Consider the following 20,275-nt stretch of genomic DNA (forward strand, 5'->3'; position numbering starts at 1 on the left):
CGGTGGCGGCGTGCGATGGCGTCGGCTCAGGGGCGCGCCAGTTCGGGAGCCTCCAGCCGGAGGGTGTCGGCGGCGGGCTGCGCGGAGGGCACGAGGTGCAGCGGGCTGATCCCGGCGGTGCGCTCCAGGGCGGCCTGGCAGGGGCAGGGTTCGTCGGTGAAGCCGGCGAAGCGGTAGGCCACTTCCATCATCCGGTTGCGTTCGGTGGGGCGGAAGTCGGCGTTCAGATGGACTCCGCCGCGGTGTGCCTGGTCGGTGAGCCAGCGCAGGATCGCCGCGCCGGCGCCGAGTGACACCACCCGGCAGGAGGTGGCGAGCAGCTTGATCCGCCAGCTGCCGGGGAGGCGCTGGAGCAGGACCACACCGACCGCGCCGTAGGGGCCGAAGCGGTCGCTGAGGGTGACGACGAGCACCTCGTGCCCGGGGTCGTCGATCAGGTTGCGCAGGTCGTCCTCGGAGTAGTGGACGCCGGTGGCGTTCATCTGGCTCGTGCGCAAGGTGAGTTCCTCGGCCCGGGACAGCTGCTGCGGGGTGGCGCGGCCGATCCGCATCCTGATGTCCAGCGACCGCAGGAAGTCCGCGTCCGGCCCGGTGAACTCGGCCCGCTCGGCGTCGCGCCGGAATGACGCCTGGTACATCGACCGGCGGCGCCGCGAGTCGACTGTGACGGTGGCCGGGGTGAACTCCGGGCGGGCCGCGAGGTGCGCTGCCTGCTCGGCGTCGTAGATCCGGACCTCGGGCAGGGTGTAGGCGACCTCGGCCCGCTCGACCGGATGGTCGTCGATGAATGCCATGGTGCTGAGGGCGAAGTTGAGCCGTTCGGCGATGGAGCGGACGGACGCCGACTTGGGGCCCCACCCGATCCGCGGGAGCACGAAGTACTCCGCGAGGCCGAGCCGTTCGAGTTGCTCCCAGGCGTGGTCGTGGTCGTTCTTGCTGGCCACGGAGTGGAGGATGCCGCGCGCGTCGAGTTCGGCGAGCGTGTCGCGCAGGCCCGGCAGCAGCCGGACCTCGCCGTGCTCCAGTAGCGTGCCCTGCCACAGGGTGTTGTCGAGGTCCCAGACCAGACACTTGACGGTGGGCGCGGTGGTGTTCGTGGTCGTGGTGGTGTCGTCACGGCGCATGATGTCCCCTCCGTAAGACGCCATCACGCGGTCGCCACCGCGTGCTGGGCCAGGATGAGTTCGCAGATCTCACTGCTTCCCTCGATGATCTCCATGAGCTTGGCGTCGCGGTGGGCCCGTGCCACCACGTGCCCGTCGTGGGCGCCGGCTGAGGCCAGCACCTGCATGGCCCGTGCCGCGCCCGCCGCGGCGCCGGTGGCGGCGACGTGCTTGGCGAGGACGACGGCGGTGACCAGGTCGGGGCTGCCGCGGTCCCACAGGTCGCTGGCGTGCTCGCAGGCCCTGGCCGCGTTCTGCTCGGCGATCAGCAGTTCGGCGAGGTGCCGGGCGACGAGCTGGTGGTCCGCCAGCCGGGTGCCGAACTGCTTGCGGCCGACGGCGTGCCGTACGGCGGCGGTCAGACAGCCGCGCAGGATGCCCACGCACCCCCAGGCCACGGACATCCGCCCGTAGCTCAGCGCCGTGGTGACCAGCAGGGCGGAGCTGCGGTCGACGCCCCGCAGCAGGGCGTCGGCCGGTACCCGGACACCGTCCAGGCGGATGTCGGCGTGGCCCGCCGCCCGGCAGCCGTGCGCGTCGGTGATCCGCTCGATCCGTATGCCGGGCGCGGACGCGGGCACGACGACGGCGCCGACGCCGTCCTCGGTGCGGCCGAACACCACGAGCAGGTCGGCGTAGGCCGCGTTGGTCGTCCACACCTTGGCGCCGTCGACGACGATCTCGTCGCCGGACCGGGTGAGGCGGGTGGCCAGGGCGGACAGGTCGCTGCCCGCCTCCGCCTCGGTGAAGGCCACGGCGGCCAGTTCACCGCCGGTGAGCCGGGGCACGAGGGCGGCCTGCTGTCCGGCGTCACCGAGTCGGCGCAGTGTCCAGGCGGCCATGCCCTGGGAGGTCATGACGCTGCGCAACGAGCTGCACAGGGATCCCACATGGGCGGTGAGCTCCCCGTTGCGCCTGCTGGTGTAGCCGAGCCCGCCGTGCACGACGGGCGCCTGCGCGCACAGCAGCCCCCGGGCCCCGAGCCTGCGCAGCACGTCCCGCGGAATCTCCCCGGCCCGGTCCCACTCACCGGCACGGTCGCCGACCGACTCGGTGAACAGCTCCTCGGCTTCCCGATCCGGGCCTGAGGCGGCAGGGGCCGTTGTCTCACTCACCGGTGGATCCGGAGGCGGAGGCGGAGCCGCGCAGTTTGTTCACCAGGCGCACCATCGCTTCGACCGTGCGGAAGTTGTCGAGCATCAGGTCGGCGCCACTGATGGCGATCTGGTGGGTCTGTTCGAGGTGGACGACGAGTTGCATGGCGAACAGGGAGGACATGCCGCCGACGGCGAACAGGTCCTGGTCGGGCTCCCAGCGGGTGCGGGTGCGCTCCGCAAGGAAGTCGAGCAGCTCGGCGGCTATGTCCTCGTCGCTCGGGAGCGGGCCCGCGGTGTGAACGGCGTCCGCCCGGCCGGAGGGCGTGGTCATCGTATGGCCTCCTCGTAGTCGTAGAATCCCCGGCCGCTCTTGCGGCCGAGGTGGCCTCGCCGGACCTTCTCCAGGAGCAGTTCGCTCGGGCGGAAGGCCGCGTCGCCCGTCCTGTCGTGCAGCACCCGCAGCGAGTCGGCGAGGTTGTCCAGGCCGATCAGGTCGGCGGTGGCGAGTGGCCCGGTGCGGTGGCCGATGCAGTCGCGCATGAGCGCGTCCACCGTCTCGGGGGTGGCGCGGCCCTCCCGGACCAGCTCGATCGCGTCGTTGATCATCCGGTGCAACAGCCGGCTGGTGACGAATCCGGGCCCGTCGCCGACGACGATGCCCCGCCGGCCGAGGCCGGCCAGCAGCGTGTGCACGGTCGTCGCCGCGGCGTCCCCGGTGCGCGGCCCGAGGACCACCTCGACGGTCGGGATGAGGTACGCGGGGTTCATGAAGTGCACCCCCACCAGGTCCTCGGGGTGCGGCACGGCGTCGCCCAGCTCCTCGATGGGAACCCCGGAGGTGTTGGTGACCAGCAGCGTGCCGGGGCCCGTCGCGGCGGCCAGGCCGGCCAGCACCTCCGCCTTCTCCTTCGGGTCCTCCGTGACCGCCTCGATCGCCGCGAACGCTCCCGCCGCGGCGTCCTGCGTGCCGGCCACGGTGAGCGCGCCCACGGGCCGGTCGTCAGGCAGCGCGTTCATCATCCGCGCGGTACGCAGCTGGAACCGGACCCGGTCGGGGGCGTCCTCGCGCGCCCGCGGTGAGCTGTCGATCAATGTCACCGGATGTCCATGACCGACGGCGAGCGCCGCGACGGCCGTGCCCATCACACCCGCCCCCACCACGGCGAGCGGCTCATCCGAATTGTTGTCGGACACCGAAACCCTCCAGTTCCCGGACGCTTTTTCTGAGAAATCAATCCACGGCGGATTTCGAGATTGTCTCCCGTGCCGGGCACGCGAACCACGAACCTAACGGGACTCTGTCAGATGGAGACCGCCGAGGCCCACCCCGGCCGCAATTCGGGGAACTATGTCATCTCGGTCTTGTGTTTTCCCGTTCCGGCGCTCAAGATTCCGTCGGCCAGCTGCCGCCGACTTTTCCGGAGTTTCTCACATGGCTCATATCGCGTTCTTCATCCTGCCGGCCGCCGGTCATGTGAACCCGACGCTGGGGGTGGCGGAGGAACTGGTGGCCCGCGGGCACCGGGTGACCTACGCGCTGTCCGGTGACCTCGCGGAGCGGGCCCGCCTGGTGGGCGCCGAGGTCGTCACCTACCCGCTGGACCGGGAGCGGTTCCTCGCCCAGATGGTGCCGCAGCAGGACTCCGACGCCTACACCGACCAGGACGAGTTCACCCGCGTACTGGAGTGGCTGCTGGACATGACGCGGCAGACTTTGCCCGCGCTCGAGCAGGTCTTCGCCGGGGACCGGCCGGATGTGATCGTGAACGATCCTTCCTCGTTCTGGACGGGACGGCTGCTCGCGGACCGCTGGGACATTCCGGTCATCCGCAGCACGCCGACCTACGCCGTCAACGAGCACTGGTCGCTGCACCCGGCCGTCGACACGGCAGCACCGCCCGACGACCCCGAGCTGCGCGACCTGCTCGACCGCATCGAGCGACTGCTGCACGACCAGGGCGCCAAGGGCGACCTCGCCGCCTTCACCGAGGTCCTGCACGGCGGGCCGGCACTGCTCTACATGCCGCGCTCCTTCCAGTACGCGGGTGAGACCTTCGACGACGACCACCACTTCGTCGGCCCGTGCCCGCCGAGTGTCGCGCTGCACGGCACATGGTCTCCGCCGGGCGACGGCCGGCCGCTGATCATGGTGAGTCTGGGCACGCTGTACAACGCGCGGCCGCAGTTCTTCCGCACCTGCGTGGAGGCGTTCCGCGACGAGCCCTGGCACGTCCTGCTGGTGCTCGGCGGCGGCCTGGCCGCACTGGAGCTGGGCTCGCTGCCGGACAACGTGGAGGTGCACGACTTCGTTCCGTACAACGATGTCCTGCCGCACGCCTCCCTGGTGGTGAACCACGGCGGAATGAGCACGTCCATGGAAGTCTTCGCCCACGAGGTCCCGGTCGTGGCGGTGCCGGTCATGCCCGAACCGCGGGCCACCGCGCGGCGGATCACCGAATTCGGCCTCGGCGCCCAACTGCTCGCCTCCGACCTCACCGCCGAGAGTCTGCGGGACACCGTCCGCGGGGTGCTCACCGATCCCGGGATCCCGGACCGGCTGCGGCGGATGCGGGACGAGATCCGGGCGGCGGGCGGCGCTGGGGCCGCCGCCGACGCGATCGAAGGGCTGCTCCGGGCCACCTGAGGGCTGTCCCGCATCCCCGGCGGGCACCCCCAGCGGTTTCCTTCACGCAATTTCCCAGGCCGCTTCTTCGCAGCGCCGGGCCTTCTTCGTACTGCCTTCTCGCCACACCGCCTTTCCTCAACACCGCGCTTCCCTCTCGCGACCACTTCCGACCACCCAGGGGCCCACGATGCTCATCACTGAGACGGCGGTGCTCGACGCATACCGGGCCGAGCCGGAGCCGATACCGGACCACAGGGGCCTGTTCTACGAGACGCTGCGGCACGAGGCGCTGCTGGCCGCCACCGGGCAGCCCCTGCAGGTCCGGCAGGTCCACTTCACGGTCTCCGGGCGCAACGTCCTGCGGGGCATCCACGGCACGACGCTGCCGCCCGGCCAGGGCAAGATCGTCACCTGTGTGCGGGGCGCCGCGCTGACCGTCGTCGTTGACCTGCGAGTGGGGTCGCCGACCTTCGGAGCCCACGACGTGGTGCGGCAGGACGCGCGCTCCGGCACCGCGCTGTGCCTGGCCGACGGGCTGGGCCTCGCCTACCTCACCCTCTCCGACGACACCTGCATGAACTACCTGTGCACCAAGGAGTACGTCCCCGGCACGATCATCGACATCGACGCGCTCGACCCCGCGCTCGGCCTGCCGTGGGAGCTGTCGGAGCCCCCGGTACGGTCCGCCCGGGACGCCGCGGCCCCGACGCTCGACGCCGCGGCGGACCGGGGACTCCTGCCCACCTACGAGGATTGCCTGCTGGCCTACAGTTCATTTCCGGACACACTCACTTCGGAGGAGGCGGCCAAAAACCGGTAGCCAACGACGTACGACCTATACAACGGTTTCACACAATCCCGCACCTTCTCGGGACCCTGGACAAGCACAGTAACGCCCCCTACCCTTCTTAAAGACCAAGCAAAGCATGGAACGAGGGGCGTGCATGGGTGACCTGGCTTCTGCGGACGGGGAAGACGAAGACACCGAAAATCAGGCAGAAGACTCTTTGGCATTTCTGGAGTTAGTGGCCCGATCCGCACCACGGGCGGAATACGATCAGCTCGTCGCGCTCGCGGAACGCCAGGGCGCCGACGAAAAGCGGTTGCGTCATATGGAGCGGCTCAACCGGCTCGCTCACACCGCGCACTCGCTGATCGAGTACCGCCGCAACCGCGAGGCCGAGCTGCTGACGCTGGTCGACGCCGCGCACGAGTTCGCCGCCACGCGGCACCACCGGCAGCTGCTGGACGCCGTGCCCCGCCGGGCCCGGCTGCTGCTCAAGGCGGGCGTCGCCTACATCCTCATGGACCACGCGGACGCCGAGGGCGGGTCGGGGACGGTGGTGGAGAGCGCGGACGGCAACGCCACTCCGCTGTTCGTCGGGCTCAAGGTGCCCGCCGACAGCGGGCTGGGCGGCATGGTGCGCGCCCGCCAGGCGCCCTTCTGGACCTCCGACTACCTGGCCGATCCGGGCATCCCGCACGAGGACGGCATCGACGAGGTCATCCGGGCGGAGGGGCTGCGCGCTGTCCTCGGCGTGCCGTTACGCGTGGGTGAACACCATCTGGGCGTGCTGTTCATCGCCGACCGTCAGGTCCGGTACTTCAGCCCCAACGAGGTCACCCTGCTGGGTGCGCTCGCCGATCTCGCCGCGGCCACCATGGAGGGGATCCGACTCATAGAGGAACTGCGCTCGGACATCCGGCAGTTGCGTGCCAACGCGTCGAGCGCCGGCGCCGTGCTCGCGGTGGCCCGCGACTCGTCACGGCTCCAGTCGGATCTCATCGAGCTCCTCCTCGACGGCAGCGGGCTCGACGCGGTGCTGCGCACCGCCGGTGAGGCGCTGGGCGGCGGGGTGGGCATCTGCGGGATGCGGGGGGAGCCGCTCGCCGAACACGGGCGGCTGCGCCGGGCCGGCCGCGCCGACCTGCGTACGGCCTGCGCCGACGCGCTGAGTTCCGGGCGGCCGGTCCGCGTCACCGACGGTCTCTGGCTGGTGGCGCTGGACCCCGAGGCGCGGGACGCCGGCTTCCTCTTGGCCGACACGGGCGGCACGGCCGAAGACGCCGTCGTCCCCCTGCTCGTCGTCATCTCACAGGCCGTCGCCCTGCATCTGCGGTTGCGGCGCGGCACTCCGGCCAAGGACCGATGCCGGCAGGAGTTCTTCGACGAGCTGGTCGGGGCCTTGCCCTCCCTCGAACTGAGGCGGGAACGCGCACTGATGTTCTCCCTGACGCTGGGGCGCCCGCATGTCGTGCTCGTCGCGCGCGGCCCGCGGCAGGTCTCCCGGGAGTTCGCGGCGTGTGCCACCGCGTACGCACGCCGGCTGGGGGGACTGCGCAGCGCACGGGACGACGCCGTCGTCCTGCTCGTGCCGGGCGACGACCCGGACGCGGCGGCGCAGGACGCCCGGCAGGAACTTTCGGGGCGGTTGAACCACCCGGTCACCGTGGGAGCCGCCGGGCCCGCCGACACGGTCGACGCCGTGGGCGAGGCGTACCGGGAGGCCACGCAGTGCATGGAGACCCTGCTGGCACTCGGTGGTGAGGGCGGCACCGCCTGCGCCTCGGACCTCGGCTTCCTCGGCATGCTGCTGGCCGAGGACAACGATGTCCCCGGATACATCAACCAGATCATCGGAGAGGTCGTCGACTACGACACCGAACGATACACCGACTTGGTCGGCACGCTCCGCGTCTATCTGGAGTCCGGCAGAAGTCCCACCCGCGCCGCGGAAATCCTCAACGTCCATCCGAACACCGTGTCCCGACGACTGGAGCGCATCTCCCAACTCCTCGGTGAGGACTGGCAGACCCCGGACCGCGTACTGGACATCCAACTGGCCTTACGCCTCCACCAGGTCCGCTCGGCGCTGTCGGGCCGCCAGGGGGCGGCTTGAGGGAGGGCGCTGCGGGGAGCACCGTCGGGGTGCGCGGACCTTGACAGTCCTCGCCTCCCCGACCCGCAGCAGGCTTGCCCGCGGGCAGGGGTGCGCGCCGTGGGGCGCGCGGCAGCCCGGGCAGCCCCGCTCCACGAGCGGGGCTGCCCGGCAAAGCGGCCACGTAGCCGGCGTAGCACGCCGGCCCGCCCGGGCGGGGTGTCGAGGAGCTGTTGGGCGAGCAGGTGCTCAACTACCTCGTCCGAGGCGCCCCGTGACCTCACCGTCAGCGGGACAGGGCCGGGGCCGTGGGGGTGCGGGCGGTGTCGGTGCAGGAAAGGCGTAGGGCGTGGGCTATCGAGGCCAGTGTCACGTGACGGTGCCAGCCCTGGAAGGAGCGGCCCTCGAAGTCGCGGATGCCGACGCCCAGGCTGACGCGGGCGAAGTCGGCGTCCACGCGGCAGGTCAGCATGGCCAGCCGCAGCAGTGCGCCGCGGTTCCAGGACGTGAGGTCGGTGAGCCACAGGTCCGCGGGTCGCCTGCGGTTGGCGCGCCACACCCCGAACAGCAGGAGCGTGCGCTGCGGCAGCTGATCGGTCAGCACCACGTTGCACGGGGCGACGAAGCTGATGGAGCCCTGCCACTCCACAGGGCGCCTGAGCCGCTTGAGCTGTTCCATGAGGTGCTGGGCGGGCCAGACCTGCGCGCGCCTGTCCAGTTGGCCCCGGCTGCCGGCGAGGGCGAGCGGAAGATCGCCGCTCACCCTTAAGAGAAACGATTGATCAGCCGCGGACAGCGCCCGAACCAGCCGGGGCAGCGTGGCGATCCGCGCGTCCATCACCACCGGACGCGCCAACACCCGGTTCGAGCGCGTGAGTTCCGCCACCAGGTCGACGAGCTTCTCCTCCTCGCCGTACGCGCTCAGCTGCCGATCGTGACGGTCGCCCGGTCCGCCGCCCAGCGTCAGATGCCAGTTCACCGGTGCCGACATGGCGTCGGAGGCGAGCCAGAGCCCGTAGCTCTGCTGACAGCTGACCACCCGCCCCAGGTCGGGTACGAAGCGCCGGCCCACGCCGACCGACCGTCCCCCTGCCTTGTAGACCACCATGGGGCGGATCACCCACGCGTCCCCGCGTACCGTCTGGTCGGCGTAGCGGGCCAGCGCGGCACGCACGGAGCGCCAGTCCCAGGTGGATCCGGCCACGAAGTGGTGGAGGTTCTGGTCCGCGGCGCCTTCACCGACGAACGCGGCGAGGTTGCGGGCGGTCTTGCGTCCCTGAGCGGTGAGCAGACCACGGACGTACTGTTCGCCCCTCTTGCGCTGGTCGGCCCGGCGCAGCGAACTGAACAGCTCCGAGCAGGTCTCGGAGATGTGCGTATCGAAGTCGTCATGGACACCGGTGTCCCACATGGAGGCCGACGGTTTTGAGCCACACGGAATACTGTGCACTATGACCCTCACAAGCCGCTTGATCCACTGGAAAAGACCTGCTGGCCAGCCTCAGTTAATTCGTTCCGTAAATCCAGGTGCCGAGGCCACACAATTCTTCCCGCACACCTCGCGTCACACCGCCGCGAAGAACCGTCGTCCGTGTTTCCGGATGATTAAATCCGCGTCGCCCGGTGACGAAACCACCGTCGCCGGCCGTGCAGCGGTGGGAACACACCACTGTCGCGCGGCGGCTCACACTCTTTGTCAGATACGCCTTGCCCGGCGGCCGCGCGGTGCCTTAGACATCTGCTCCCACCCACCCGTCCGCCGCGAGGTCACCCATGCCCCTGCCGAAACATCTTCCCGCGCTCGGCGGGATGCGTTTCATCTCCGCTCTACTGGTATTCACCTCCCATATATCGACACAGCCGTTCTTCAAGAACACCGAGATCAATTCCGCGCTGCAGTTCCCGCTGAACCGGCTGGGCCCGCTGACGGTCTCGTTCTTCTTCATGCTCAGCGGTTTCGTCCTCACCTGGGCGGGTCTGCCCGACAAGTCCAAGGTGAACTTCTGGCGGCGGCGCACGGTCCGCGCGTACTCGCTGCACCTGCCCGTGCTGCTGGTGACGCTGCTGATCGTGCTGGCCCTCAACGAGCCCAACATGGGCCGATCGGTGTGGGACGGACTGCTCACGAACCTGCTGCTGATCCAGGCATGGTTCCCCGACCACCACGAGTACGGCAGCATGAACCCGGTGGCGTGGTCGCTCTCCTGCGAGCTGTTCTTCTACGCCATGTTCCCGTTCCTCTTCGCCTTCTTCACCAAGGTCCGTACGGACCGGCTCTGGCGGTGGGCCGCCGCGGTGTCCGTGGCCGCCGTCTCCATCCCCCTGGTCGCACTGCTGCTGCCGGCCAGCCCGCCCCTGCCGTGGGACCCGGACATGCCGCAGCTGCGGTGGTGGTTCATCTACATGTTCCCGCCGGTGCGGCTGCTGGAGTTCGTGCTCGGGATGCTCATGGCCCAGATCGTGATCCGGGGACGCTGGAGGGGCCCGCGTCCCCTGGCCTGCGTCGCGCTGTTCTCAGCGGTGTTCGCGGTGACGTTCGCGGTGCCGAACCACTACGACCCCGGCGCGTTGACCGTCCCGGTGATCGCGCTGCTGCTCGCCTCGGTGGCCGTCGGTGATGTGCGCGGCGTCCGCTCCTGGCTGGGGACCAGGACGATGGTGCTGCTGGGGGAACTCACCTTCGCCTTCTACCTCGTGCACTACCTGATCATCCAGTACGGGCACCGCTTCGCCGGCGGGAAGCAGGGCTATTACCGGCAGTGGGACACACCGGCCGCCGTCGGGCTGACCCTGCTCGCCTTCACGCTGGCGCTGGGGCTGTCGGCGTTCCTGCACTTCTTCGTGGAGAAGCCGGTCATGCGAACCCTGGGACGGCCGCGGCGGTCCCCGGACGCCGGCTCGACACCCAGGTCCGAACCCGCCCCGTCCGGCACTCCGTAGCCGACGCGGGACGACCGGTGCGGGGCGCGCCCTCGGGCGCGCCCCGCACCGGTGTGCGTCAGCGCCCGTGGAGTTCCTCGAAGAGTGTGATCCATTGGCCCGGGGTGACGTAGGCGACGACCACGCCCTGCTCCAGGCGGGCCCTGCGGAACCCGGCGGCCACCCGCCGGGCCGGGAAGCGCCGGCGCAGCGAGGCGTCCAGCGAACCGCCCTTTCCCGTGAACCCGGTCTCCACCAGGTCCCGGAAGTCGTGCATCAGACCGGGTGGGATCAGCGGCACCGGTCGCCGTTCCAGTCGCAGTACCGCGGAGTCGACGGCGGGGACGGGCCGGAACCAGCGGCGGCTGATCCGCTCGCCCATCCGCCACTCCACCTCGGGCCAGGTGGCCACGGTGAGCCGTGACCAGCGCCGATAGCCGCCGGTGCGCTTGCGGGCGTATTCGAGCTGGGTGACCAGGGTGGTCGTACGCAGCCGCCGCGCGTTCAGGCACCAGTCCACTATGTCCGCGGTGTTGCCGAACGGGATGTTGCCGACCACGGAGAACGGGACCTTGGGCTGCGAGGTCTTCAGGAAGTCGCCGGCGACGACCTCGATCCGCGGATCCTCGGCGGTCGCCTCACGTAATCGGTCCGCGAAGTGCCGGTCGATCTCATACGCCACCACTCGTCGGCATAATCGCGCCAGCTCGCGCGTGATCGCACCATTACCGGCACCGACCTCGAGAACGACCTCCCCGGGGTCCGGATCGGCGAAACGCACAAACCGTTGTACTGTTTCCCGGTCGACGAGGAAATTCTGCCCGTGGACTCTTCTTCTACGGTCAGCCTCACTCCGGCCCGACCGCTGTGCCGTTTTACGCGACTGAGCTCCGGTTGTACGCGCTGCGGCCATGCGCCCGCGTCCTGACCTCTTTTCAGCCATGCGTCTCCTAAGTATGCGCTTCAGGAGCGCAGCCATTACGTACAGGAACCCCGGCGGACGGACACCTTAACCTCCCTTTACCTTCGCTGCCACTACGCACACCCCCCGGGGAGGTGAAATCAAGCCGCGGCAGAGGACAACCCGAAGCGGCCGCAGCCCGGGTACGGGATGCGGCCGTGGGGGTGGCGCGGCGCCGGCGGCGGACACCGGCCCGTGGCTGGCCCCGCCGTGCGGGCGGACGGGCGAAATGCCTGCTCAAAACCGGGCGGCAGTCCAGCGGATCCAGGTGCTGACCTGCGCCGTTCACCGATCGCCTACGGCCACCGACCTGTGCCGGGAGCCCTCGTCTAGTAGGTCGCGTGTGCGCAGGTGATGAGCGTGCGAAGCTCGACATTGAGGTAATTTCCGTGCGCAAGCAGTTCGGTGAGCTGTCCGAAGGTCGCCCACCGGAAACCGGGCGGACAGTCCGCCCGGATCTCCGCACCCGCCTCGATCACGAGGTAGCGATTCCGCGCGTGATAAAACCGGCCGCCCTCCTCGGAATGGATCACGTCGTACCGGATGCGGTCGGTCCCGCAGGCGCGGACATAGTCGAGGTAGGGGGGCGCGTCTCCGGACAACTCGGCCGGCCTGCACTGCACGCTCGGGCCGAACTCGGCCACGTTCAGTGTCCCGGCGCCGGACCGGGCCGCCACCAGGGCGTGCAGCACGCCGTCGAAGCGGCGGGTGATCAGGGCCACCAGCCCCTGGGAACAGGGGCGCAGCAACGGCTGGGTCCAGGACGCCACTTCCCGCCGCTCCGCGTTGACTTCGACGGCCATGATCTCGAAGTGCCGTCCGTCGCGGTGCCGGATCGTGGTCTCCGTCCGCTCCCAGCCGTGCGCGTAGGCCTGCTCCAGCGGCACACTCTGCTGACGCAGGATACGCAGCGCCCGCACGTCGGTGAGGCAGCCGGTGATGGCGTGCGGCTCGTACAGCGGCTCGGCCTCGCCGTAGAAGGACTTGCGCAGCGCGCCCGCGAATTCCTCCCCGCCGTCCGGCGTCCCGGCCCCGTGGGAGGCCCCGCCCGCTGTCGGCAGGCAGGCCAGGACGCTGCGGGTGTCCATGTTGACCAGGTCGTCCTGCAGCATCAACTGCCGTATCTGACCGAGCGTCAGCCAGCGGAAGGCGTCGTCCGCCTCCACCACCGCGTCGGTCTCGACGACCATGTTGCGGTTGTGTTTGTGCAGGAACCAGTCGGCCTGTTCCGACTGGATGCTGTCGGCCAGCACGCGCCGGCCGGGGTGCTGGATGAACCAGTCGAGGAACGGGGTCGGGCGGCCGTGGTGCACCTCGTCGAAGTTGCTGCGGGTGGCCTGCACGGTGGGTGACAGCTGCAGCCCGTTGACGTTGCCGGGCTCGGGCTTGGCCTGCATCAGGAAGTGCAGAACTCCGTCGAACTCGTGGGCCAGGATGCCCAGCAGCCCCACTTCGGGCTGCGCGATGATCGGCTGGACCCGGTCGGCGGGGTCGTTGTCCGAGCCGGTGCGCAGCCCCTCGACGGCGAAGAAGCGGCCGCTCTCGTGGCGCAGGTCGCCGGTGCCGGGTTCGAAGTACCACCGCCGGAGCCGGTCGAAGGGGATCGGCTCGGCGTGGAAGTGGTGGGCCCGCGCGTAGCCGTCCAGCCATCCGGGCACCTCCGCCATCGGGTGCACCCGGCTGTCGGCCGCGTCGGCCGAGACACGCACTCGCTCGGCCGTGCGCCGCCTGTCGACGTAGTCGGCGCCGAACACGGCCCCCGGCTCCGGCCGCCGCGCCCCCCTCCCGTGTGCCGGCCCCGCCGGGTGTCCCGGCGCTCCGTGCGCGCGTCCCGGGATTCCCGCCGAACGCCCCGGCGTTCCCGCCACTTGCCCCACGGGCCCCGGGTCCCCCGTCGCCGGCCCCGGCGTTTGGGCCGAGGGTCCCGGTGTGCCGTATCCGCGTCCCGCGGGCCCCGGCAGGAGGGGCGGCGTTCCCGGCGGGAGTGCCGGGGCGATCGCGCCCACGACAGCCGCGCAGACCTCCGTCGGTCGCTCGAACAGGAAGAAGTGACCGCCCGGCCAGGTGTGCACATGGGGGTCGGCGGCGGCCACCTGGCTCCAGGCCGCTGCCTCCGCCGCGCTCACGTTGGGGTCGTCGGCGCCGGTGAGGACGGTCAGCGGGCAGGACAGCGGCGTGCCGGGACGGTGCACGTAGTGCCCCACCGCGCGGTAGTCGTTGCGGATCGCGGGCAGGACCAGCTCCAGCAACTCGGGGTCGGAGAGCAGGCTGCTGTCCGTGCCGTCCAGGGAGCGCAGTTCCTCGATGAGCCGGTCGTCGTCGTACAGGTGCACCGCACTGACCGTGTTCACGGTGGGGGCCCGGCGGCCGGAGACCACCAGCGCGGCAGGCCCTGCCCCCCGCTGTTCCAGGATGCGCGCCACCTCGTAGGCGACGGTGGCCCCCATGCTGTGCCCGAAGAGCACCAGGGGCGGCCCGGTCTGCGCCTGGAGCACGTCGGCGAGCGGGGCGGCCAGCTGCTCGATGCTGTCGACCAGCGGCTCCGCCCGGCGGTCCTGGCGGCCCGGGTACTGGACGGCGAGCACCTCGATCTCCTGGGGCAGTTCCCGGATCAGCGGCAGGAAGGCACTCGCCGAGCCGCCGGCGTGCGGGAAGCAGGCCAGCCGTGCCACGGGCGCGGTGCTCGGACGGTACCGGCGGAGCCACAGGTCGCACAGGTTACGCAGATCCGCAGATGTCGACACGGGGGTCATCGTCCTTTCCTCGGGGGCTGCGACCAGGTCCGCTGGGCGCTCTCCGGTCGCCGGGCCTCCGTGAAGCCATCGGTGAGGCCGCCCTCGTCGCCCGTGCGGGAGGCAACCTCCGTCAGGTAGGCGCCGTACGTCGAGTTGCCGTACTCCCGGCCCAGCGCGAACAGCGCGTCCGCGTCGATGAACCCCATGCGCAGCGCTATCTCCTCGACGCAGGCGATCCTCACGCCCTGGCGCTGTCCCAGCAGCTGTACGTACTGGCCGGCCTGGAGGAGGGAGTCGTGCGTGCCCATGTCGAGCCAGGCGAAGCCGCGGCCCAGTTCGATCAGCCGGGCCCGCTTCTGTTCCAGGTACACCTGGTTGACGTCGGTGATCTCCAGTTCGCCCCGCGCGGACGGCCTGATGTCCGCGGCGATGTCGACGACGTCGTTGTCGTACAGGTACAGCCCGGTGATGGCGAGGTTGGAGCGCGGGTGGGAGGGCTTCTCCTCGAGCGACAGCAGCAGCCCCTGGTCGTCGATCTCGCCGACGCCGTAGCGCCACGGGTCACTCACCGGGTAGCCGAACAGCGCACAGCCGTCGAGGTGCAGGATGCTGTCCTGGAGGACCGAGGCGAAGCCGGGGCCGTGGAAGATGTTGTCGCCGAGGATGAGCGCCACCTGCGAGTCGCCGATGTGTCCGGAGCCGATGGTGAGGGCCTGGGCGATGCCCCGCGGCTCGGGCTGCTCGGCGTAGCTGATGTCCAGGCCGAGGCGGGATCCGTCACCGAGCAGCCGTCGGAACAGGTCGAGGTGCTCGGGCGAGGAAATGACCAGGATCTCGCGGATGCCGGCCAGCATGAGCACGGACAACGGATAGTGGATCATGGGCTTGTCGTAGACGGGCAGCACCTGCTTGGACAACACGCCGGTCAGTGGCCGCAGCCGGGTGCCCCCGCCGCCCGCGAGGATGATCCCCTTGACGCCGCAGCCGGTGCCGGGACGCCGTGACGTGGTGTCGGTCATGGCCGCTCCGTCACCGGCAGGAGCCTGTCGTCGGCCGCCTCGGCGGCGGCTCGCACCGCGTCCACCACGGCGCTGACCGCGTCCTCGCCCAGGTGGGGGCCCATGGGCAGGCTGAGCACCTCTGCGGCCAGGCGCTCGCTGTTGGGGTGGGTGCCCGCTGGTCCGCCGGCCGGCTCGTCGGCGTAGGCGGGCGACCGGTGCGGCGGTACGGGGTAGTGGATGTGGGTCTCCACCCCGGCCGAGTGGAGTCTGCGGCGCAGCGCGTCGCGTTCGGGGCTGCGGATGACGTAGAGGTGCCACACCGGGTCCGCCCAGGGCGCGCGGGGCGGGACGGTGATGCCGGGGACGGCGGCCAGGGCGCGGGTGTAGCGGTCGGCGACCTGGACCCGGTGGGCGTTCCAGGCGCCGAGGTGCGGCAGCTTGGCCCGCAGGACGGCGGCCTGGAACTCGTCGAGCCGGGAGTGCGGGGAGCGCACCTCGTGCAGGTACTGCTCGCGGCAGCCGTTGTTGCGCAGCACACGTATCCGCTCGGCCAGCGCGGCGTCTGCGGTGACCACCGCGCCGCCATCCCCCATGGCACCCAGGTTCTTGGTGGGGTAGAAGCTGAACGCGGCCACATGGCCGGAGCCGATCCGACGGCCCCGGTAGCGGGCGCCGTGCGCTTGGGCGGCGTCCTCCACGACGGCCAGCCCGTGCCGCTCGGCGAGGGCCAGCAGCGGGTCGAGGTCGGTGGGATGGCCGTAGAGGTGAACCGGCATCACGGCGGCGGTGCGCGGGGTGAGGGCGGCCTCGACGCGGGCGGGGTCCATGGACAGCCCGTCCGGGTCAGGGTCGACGGGCACCGGCCGCGCCCCGGCGGCGGATATGGCGAGCCAGCTGCCGATGAAGGTGTGTGCGGGCACGATCACCTCGTCGCCGCGGCCGATCCCCAGGGCGCGCAGCGCCAGTTCCAGCGCGTCGGTACCGCTGCCGACGCCGACGCAGTGTTCGTTGCCGCAGGTCGCGGCGTACTCGGCTTCGAACGCCGCGAGTTCGGCGCCGAGCAGGTAGCGCCCGGACGCGGCGACCCGGGCCAGGGCCGCGTCGATGCCGGCCCGCACCTCCTGGTAGGTCGCCTTCAGGTCGACGAAGGGCACGGTAGGGGCGGCTGCGGTCACTTCAGGCTCCAGGCGTCGCGCAGGAAGGCGTCGTAATCGCGGTAGTAGTCCGACTCCTCGTAGTGCTGCGAGGCCAGCACGAGGGCGACGGAGTCCGCGGAGAAGTCCTTCAGGACCCGCCACACCATGGGGCTGATGTAGAGCCCCGCGCCTGGCTCGTCGAGCCGGTAGGTGGTGCTCTGGAAGCCGTCGTCCAGAGTGATCGAGAACCACCCGTGCACGGCGATCACCAGCTGTTCCAGGGTGCGGTGGGCGTGCAGACCGCGCGGCGGCGAGGACTCGTCCTGGCCGTGCATGTAGTAGACGCGCTCGATGGCGAAGTCCACGGTCGTGCCGGCCTCGACAACGGAAAGGCTGCCCCTCGGATCGGTGTGCTGTTCGAGTCCGATCATTCGGCACGGCTTGATCCTGCCGACCCGGTTGGCGTTGGACGGCTCGGCTGTCTTCTCAGCGATGGCGGCGCTCCTCTCAGGCGGCGCGGCTCCACCGGCCGTCATCCGGGCCGCGAAGCCCGGGGCCGGCGGCTCTCGTCAGCGCCACTCGATGTGGACGGGCAGGTACTTCGCGGTGAGCTGGTCGGCCTCGTAGTAGCCGGCGTTGTCGTGATCTATGCGGAACCCCTCGATCCGTTCCAGCATGAGTTCCAGCAGCACCTTGCCTTCGAGCCTGGCCAGGAAGGCGCCCAGACAGTGGTGGATACCGTGTCCGAACGCCATGTGCCGGGCGCCGCCGGAACGCCGGATGTCGAATGTGTCGGGGTCCGGGAAATGCTCGGGGTCGCGGTTTGCCGACTGGCTCCAGGCAATGACCAGTTGCCCTTTCCGCATGGTGGGGCCGAGTATGTCGGTGTCTTCCTTGAGGAATCGGAAGATATTGTTGAAGGGGCCGCGATAGCGCAGCGTCTCCTCGATCGCACCCAGTACCAGTTCACGGTCGGCGCGCAGATCTGCCCACGCCTGCGGGTTCTCCTCCAGCACCAGAAAGAGATTGCTGAGCAGGGTGCTCGACGAAACGTGTCCCGCGGTCAGCAGCAGCGCGACGATATTGATGATCTCCAGGTCGGTGAGCCGGCGCCCGTCCTGTTCGGCCTGGACCAGACCGCTGATCAGGTCGCCGGATGGATTCTCCCGCTTGGCGCTCACGTGTCCCAGGAGATATTCGGTCATCTCCCGCAGCGCGGGGGCGATCGTCTCCGCGAAGTTGTCGGGCAGGTTGGGGTACTCCATGGCCTCGTTGGAGAGCAGGGTGTCGACCCATTCCCGGAACAGATCCCGGTCACTGGCGGGAATGCCCAGCAGTTCCGCGATGACGATCACCGGCAGCGTATAGGCGACGTCACCGACGACGTCGATGGTCTTCTGCCCACGCACCCGGTCCAGCAGTTCCTCGGCGATGACCCGGATCCGCTGTTCCTGACCGGCCATCCGCCGCGGTGTGAACGCCTGGCTGACCAGCTTGCGCATGGGGCCGTGGGCGGGCGGGTCCAGGGCGCCGATGGTGCCGGGCCCGAGGATCATCTCCAGCTCGGGCGGGGTCGGCGCGACCTCCGTGAAATCCGACGAGAAAAACTCGGGATGATTCGAGACGGTCAGGTAGTCGTCATACCGGAACACCTGCCACGCTTGACGGCCCTCGTCCCAGAAGACGGGGTGGTGGGTCCGGTTATGACTGAACCAGACGAGCAGCTCCTTGGCATTCGCGTCCTTGCTGAGCTCCATCGGCCCGGTCACGCTGTCGACCATCGGCATTCTCCTAGCGGAAAGTATTCGAGACCCTCGACGCTGGCGGAGCATAGGAACCCGTGCGGCCCCGAGCCAAGACGGACCTGACACACTTACGATCCAGAGTCCCCCCGTCCGGACCTGACATATTCGCCACCGCTGCGTTGTCCCGCTCCTCCCCCGTGCTGTTGAGTACTGCCGATCACTACTGTTGTCGGTGGCTCGTGTATCGGGGAGGCAGGAACTGCATGGCGGGGCATGGTGACGCCATCGCGCAAAAGGCGCAGGACGCGAAGAAAAGCGAAGACCGATCCGATGCCATCGCTGTCATCGGCATGTCCTGCCGCTTTCCGGGCGCACCGGGAACGGCAGAATTCTGGCAGTTGCTGAGCAGCGGGGCCGACGCGATCGTCACGGCGGCCGACGGCCGGCGGCGCGGCACGATCGACGCCCCCGCGGACTTCGACGCCGCTTTCTTCGGCATGTCACCCCGCGAGGCCGCCGCCACCGACCCGCAGCAGCGCCTGGTGCTTGAACTCGGCTGGGAGGCGCTGGAGGACGCCGGGATCGTGCCGGAGTCACTGCGCGGCGAGGCGGCGAGCGTGTTCGTCGGCGCCATGAACGACGACTACGCGACGCTGCTGCACCGCGCCGGTGCCCCGACCGACACCTACACCGCCACCGGCCTCCAGCACTCGATGATCGCCAACCGGCTGTCGTACTTCCTCGGCCTGCGCGGCCCGAGCCTGGTGGTCGACACCGGCCAGTCGTCCTCGCTGGTCGCCGTGGCCCTCGCGGTGGAGAGCCTGCGCGGCGGCACGTCCCGGATCGCCCTCGCCGGAGGCGTCAACCTGGTCCTCGCCGAGGAGGGTTCGGCCGCCATGGAACGGGCCGGAGCCCTGTCGCCCGACGGCCGCTGCCACACGTTCGACGCCCGCGCCAACGGTTACGTACGCGGCGAGGGCGGCGCCATCGTCGTCCTCAAGCCCCTCGCCGCCGCGCTGGCCGACGGTGACCGGGTGTACTGCGTCGTACGCGGCGTCGCGACCGGCAACGACGGCGGTGGCCCTGGGCTGACCGTCCCCGACCGCGCCGGCCAGGAAGCGGTGCTCCGGGCGGCCTGCGACCAGGCCGGGGTACATCCCGCGGACGTACGCTTCGTCGAACTGCACGGCACCGGCACCCCCGCCGGCGACCCGGTCGAGGCCCAGGCGCTCGGCACGGTGTACGGCACCGGACGCCCTGCGGACAAGCCCCTCCTGGTGGGCTCGGTCAAGACGAACATCGGGCACCTGGAAGGCGCCGCCGGCATCGCCGGCTTCGTCAAGGCCGCGCTCTGCCTGCGCGAACGGGCACTGCCCGCGTCCCTGAACTTCGAGGCACCGAATCCGGCGATACCGCTGGAGCGGCTGCGGCTGAAGGTGCAGACGGCGCACGCGGCACTCGAGCCCGGTGCCGGGGGTGAGCCGCTGCTCGCCGGGGTCAGCGCGTTCGGGATGGGCGGCACGAATTGCCATGTGGTGCTGGAAGAGACGCCCGGGGGGAGGCGGCGGCCGGCCGGCACGGGGCGGGCGGATGGGTGCCTCTTCTCCGCGGCGCCGATGCTGCTGCTGTCGGCCCGCTCGGAGCACGCGTTGCGGGAACAGGCGGCACGGCTGCGCAAACACCTGGAAGACTCCGGCGCCGACCCGCTGGACATCGCCTACTCCTTGGCCACCACCCGCACCCGGTTCGAGTATCGCGCGGCAGTGCCCTGCGGGGACCCGGACCGCCTGTCCTCGGCCCTCGCCGGACTGGCCGCCGGGCAGACTCCCCGGGGCATGCGGATCGGCAGCACGGACGCGGACGGCCGCCTCACTCTCCTCTTCACCGGCCAAGGCGCCCAACACCCCGGCATGGGCCGCGAGCTCTACACCACCGACCCACACTTCGCCGCCGCCCTGGACGAAGTACTGGAAGAACTACACCGCTGCGGCGCCGAAGGACTGCGCGAGGTGA

16 protein-coding genes are annotated in these 20,275 nt (G+C 70.4%); 5 read left to right on the forward strand and 11 right to left on the reverse strand.

The genetic code is table 11. From position 1 onward, the window contains the following. Positions 1–26: 26 nt before the first annotated feature. The 4 genes from AB0B29_RS04490 to AB0B29_RS04505 are packed head-to-tail and all read right to left on the reverse strand — an operon-like array spanning position 27 to position 3,454. Positions 27–1,124: an HAD-IIIC family phosphatase gene (locus tag AB0B29_RS04490; protein WP_362233794.1), complete on the reverse strand. Its 1,098-nt coding sequence runs from the start codon at positions 1,122–1,124 to the stop codon at positions 27–29. A gap of 23 nt (positions 1,125–1,147) precedes the next feature. Beyond that, positions 1,148–2,278, reverse strand: a complete 1,131-nt coding sequence (locus AB0B29_RS04495; protein WP_436845776.1) for an acyl-CoA dehydrogenase family protein — start codon at positions 2,276–2,278, stop codon at positions 1,148–1,150. Beyond that, positions 2,271–2,591, reverse strand: a complete 321-nt coding sequence (locus AB0B29_RS04500; protein WP_362233796.1) for an acyl carrier protein — start codon at positions 2,589–2,591, stop codon at positions 2,271–2,273. The genes AB0B29_RS04495 and AB0B29_RS04500 overlap by 8 nt, the downstream gene beginning before the upstream one ends. Beyond that, positions 2,588–3,454 (reverse strand): 3-hydroxyacyl-CoA dehydrogenase family protein, encoded by an 867-nt coding sequence (locus AB0B29_RS04505; RefSeq protein WP_362233798.1) that lies wholly within the window; start codon positions 3,452–3,454, stop codon positions 2,588–2,590. Before AB0B29_RS04505 ends, AB0B29_RS04500 begins: the two co-directional genes overlap by 4 nt. 238 nt (positions 3,455–3,692) lie before the next feature. Between AB0B29_RS04505 and AB0B29_RS04510 the strand changes: the two genes are divergently transcribed. From AB0B29_RS04510 to AB0B29_RS04520, 3 genes are all read left to right on the forward strand, one after another. Continuing rightward, positions 3,693–4,904, forward strand: coding sequence for a macrolide family glycosyltransferase (locus tag AB0B29_RS04510; RefSeq protein ID WP_362233801.1), 1,212 nt, complete (start codon positions 3,693–3,695; stop codon positions 4,902–4,904). A 169-nt stretch (positions 4,905–5,073) separates the two neighbouring features. After that, the gene (locus AB0B29_RS04515; protein WP_362233804.1) at positions 5,074–5,706 is read left to right on the forward strand and encodes a dTDP-4-dehydrorhamnose 3,5-epimerase family protein; all 633 of its coding nucleotides are present in this window, start codon (positions 5,074–5,076) and stop codon (positions 5,704–5,706) included. 205 nt (positions 5,707–5,911) lie between these two features. After that, positions 5,912–7,786, forward strand: a complete 1,875-nt coding sequence (locus AB0B29_RS04520; RefSeq protein WP_362233806.1) for a helix-turn-helix domain-containing protein — start codon at positions 5,912–5,914, stop codon at positions 7,784–7,786. 265 nt (positions 7,787–8,051) lie between these two features. Here the strand turns inward: AB0B29_RS04520 and AB0B29_RS04525 are convergent, their stop codons facing one another. Continuing rightward, on the reverse strand, positions 8,052–9,176 hold the full coding sequence (locus AB0B29_RS04525; protein ID WP_274564207.1) for an IS701 family transposase: 1,125 nt from the start codon (positions 9,174–9,176) through the stop codon (positions 8,052–8,054). Positions 9,177–9,538: 362 nt separating this feature from the next. Here AB0B29_RS04525 and AB0B29_RS04530 point away from each other — a divergent pair, with 362 nt between their 5' ends. Continuing rightward, positions 9,539–10,705 carry an acyltransferase family protein gene (locus AB0B29_RS04530; RefSeq protein ID WP_274564209.1) on the forward strand — a complete coding sequence of 389 codons (1,167 nt, stop codon included), beginning with the start codon at positions 9,539–9,541 and terminating at the stop codon, positions 10,703–10,705. A 58-nt stretch (positions 10,706–10,763) separates the two neighbouring features. Here AB0B29_RS04530 and erm read toward each other — a convergent pair whose 3' ends face one another. From erm to AB0B29_RS04560, 6 genes are all read right to left on the reverse strand, one after another. Next, positions 10,764–11,597 (reverse strand): ErmE/ErmH/ErmO/ErmR family 23S rRNA (adenine(2058)-N(6))-methyltransferase, encoded by an 834-nt coding sequence (gene erm / locus AB0B29_RS04535; protein ID WP_436845777.1) that lies wholly within the window; start codon positions 11,595–11,597, stop codon positions 10,764–10,766. A 377-nt stretch (positions 11,598–11,974) separates the two neighbouring features. Beyond that, positions 11,975–14,389, reverse strand: coding sequence for an alpha/beta fold hydrolase (locus AB0B29_RS04540; RefSeq protein ID WP_362233813.1), 2,415 nt, complete (start codon positions 14,387–14,389; stop codon positions 11,975–11,977). A gap of 5 nt (positions 14,390–14,394) precedes the next feature. Beyond that, positions 14,395–15,399: a glucose-1-phosphate thymidylyltransferase RfbA gene (rfbA, locus tag AB0B29_RS04545; protein ID WP_362233816.1), complete on the reverse strand. Its 1,005-nt coding sequence runs from the start codon at positions 15,397–15,399 to the stop codon at positions 14,395–14,397. Beyond that, positions 15,396–16,556, reverse strand: a complete 1,161-nt coding sequence (locus tag AB0B29_RS04550; protein ID WP_362233819.1) for a DegT/DnrJ/EryC1/StrS family aminotransferase — start codon at positions 16,554–16,556, stop codon at positions 15,396–15,398. The genes rfbA and AB0B29_RS04550 overlap by 4 nt, the downstream gene beginning before the upstream one ends. Then, positions 16,553–16,948: a sugar 3,4-ketoisomerase gene (locus AB0B29_RS04555; protein ID WP_362233821.1), complete on the reverse strand. Its 396-nt coding sequence runs from the start codon at positions 16,946–16,948 to the stop codon at positions 16,553–16,555. The genes AB0B29_RS04550 and AB0B29_RS04555 overlap by 4 nt, the downstream gene beginning before the upstream one ends. A gap of 138 nt (positions 16,949–17,086) precedes the next feature. Beyond that, a complete protein-coding gene (locus AB0B29_RS04560) occupies positions 17,087–18,298 on the reverse strand; it encodes a cytochrome P450 (protein ID WP_362233823.1) in 1,212 nt (403 codons plus the stop codon). A gap of 314 nt (positions 18,299–18,612) precedes the next feature. Between AB0B29_RS04560 and AB0B29_RS04565 the strand changes: the two genes are divergently transcribed. Then, positions 18,613–20,275, forward strand: a 1,663-nt coding sequence (locus AB0B29_RS04565) for a type I polyketide synthase (protein ID WP_362233825.1), incomplete at its 3' end; no start/stop codon positions are given.

Source organism: Streptomyces tibetensis (genome assembly GCF_040647715.1).
GTDB classification, from domain to species: Bacteria; Actinomycetota; Actinomycetes; order Streptomycetales; family Streptomycetaceae; genus Streptomyces; species Streptomyces tibetensis_A.

Coding starts and splice junctions, on each gene's coding strand:
- AB0B29_RS04555 (WP_362233821.1), bottom strand. CDS start 16,948: ATGATCGGACTCGAACAGCACACCGATCCGAGGGGCAGCCTTTCCGTT.
- rfbA (WP_362233816.1), bottom strand. CDS start 15,399: ATGACCGACACCACGTCACGGCGTCCCGGCACCGGCTGCGGCGTCAAG.
- AB0B29_RS04530 (WP_274564209.1), top strand. CDS start 9,539: ATGCCCCTGCCGAAACATCTTCCCGCGCTCGGCGGGATGCGTTTCATC.
- AB0B29_RS04510 (WP_362233801.1), top strand. CDS start 3,693: ATGGCTCATATCGCGTTCTTCATCCTGCCGGCCGCCGGTCATGTGAAC.
- AB0B29_RS04515 (WP_362233804.1), top strand. CDS start 5,074: ATGCTCATCACTGAGACGGCGGTGCTCGACGCATACCGGGCCGAGCCG.
- AB0B29_RS04490 (WP_362233794.1), bottom strand. CDS start 1,124: ATGCGCCGTGACGACACCACCACGACCACGAACACCACCGCGCCCACC.
- AB0B29_RS04525 (WP_274564207.1), bottom strand. CDS start 9,176: ATGTGGGACACCGGTGTCCATGACGACTTCGATACGCACATCTCCGAG.
- erm (WP_436845777.1), bottom strand. CDS start 11,597: ATGGCCGCAGCGCGTACAACCGGAGCTCAGTCGCGTAAAACGGCACAG.
- AB0B29_RS04500 (WP_362233796.1), bottom strand. CDS start 2,591: ATGACCACGCCCTCCGGCCGGGCGGACGCCGTTCACACCGCGGGCCCG.
- AB0B29_RS04560 (WP_362233823.1), bottom strand. CDS start 18,298: ATGGTCGACAGCGTGACCGGGCCGATGGAGCTCAGCAAGGACGCGAAT.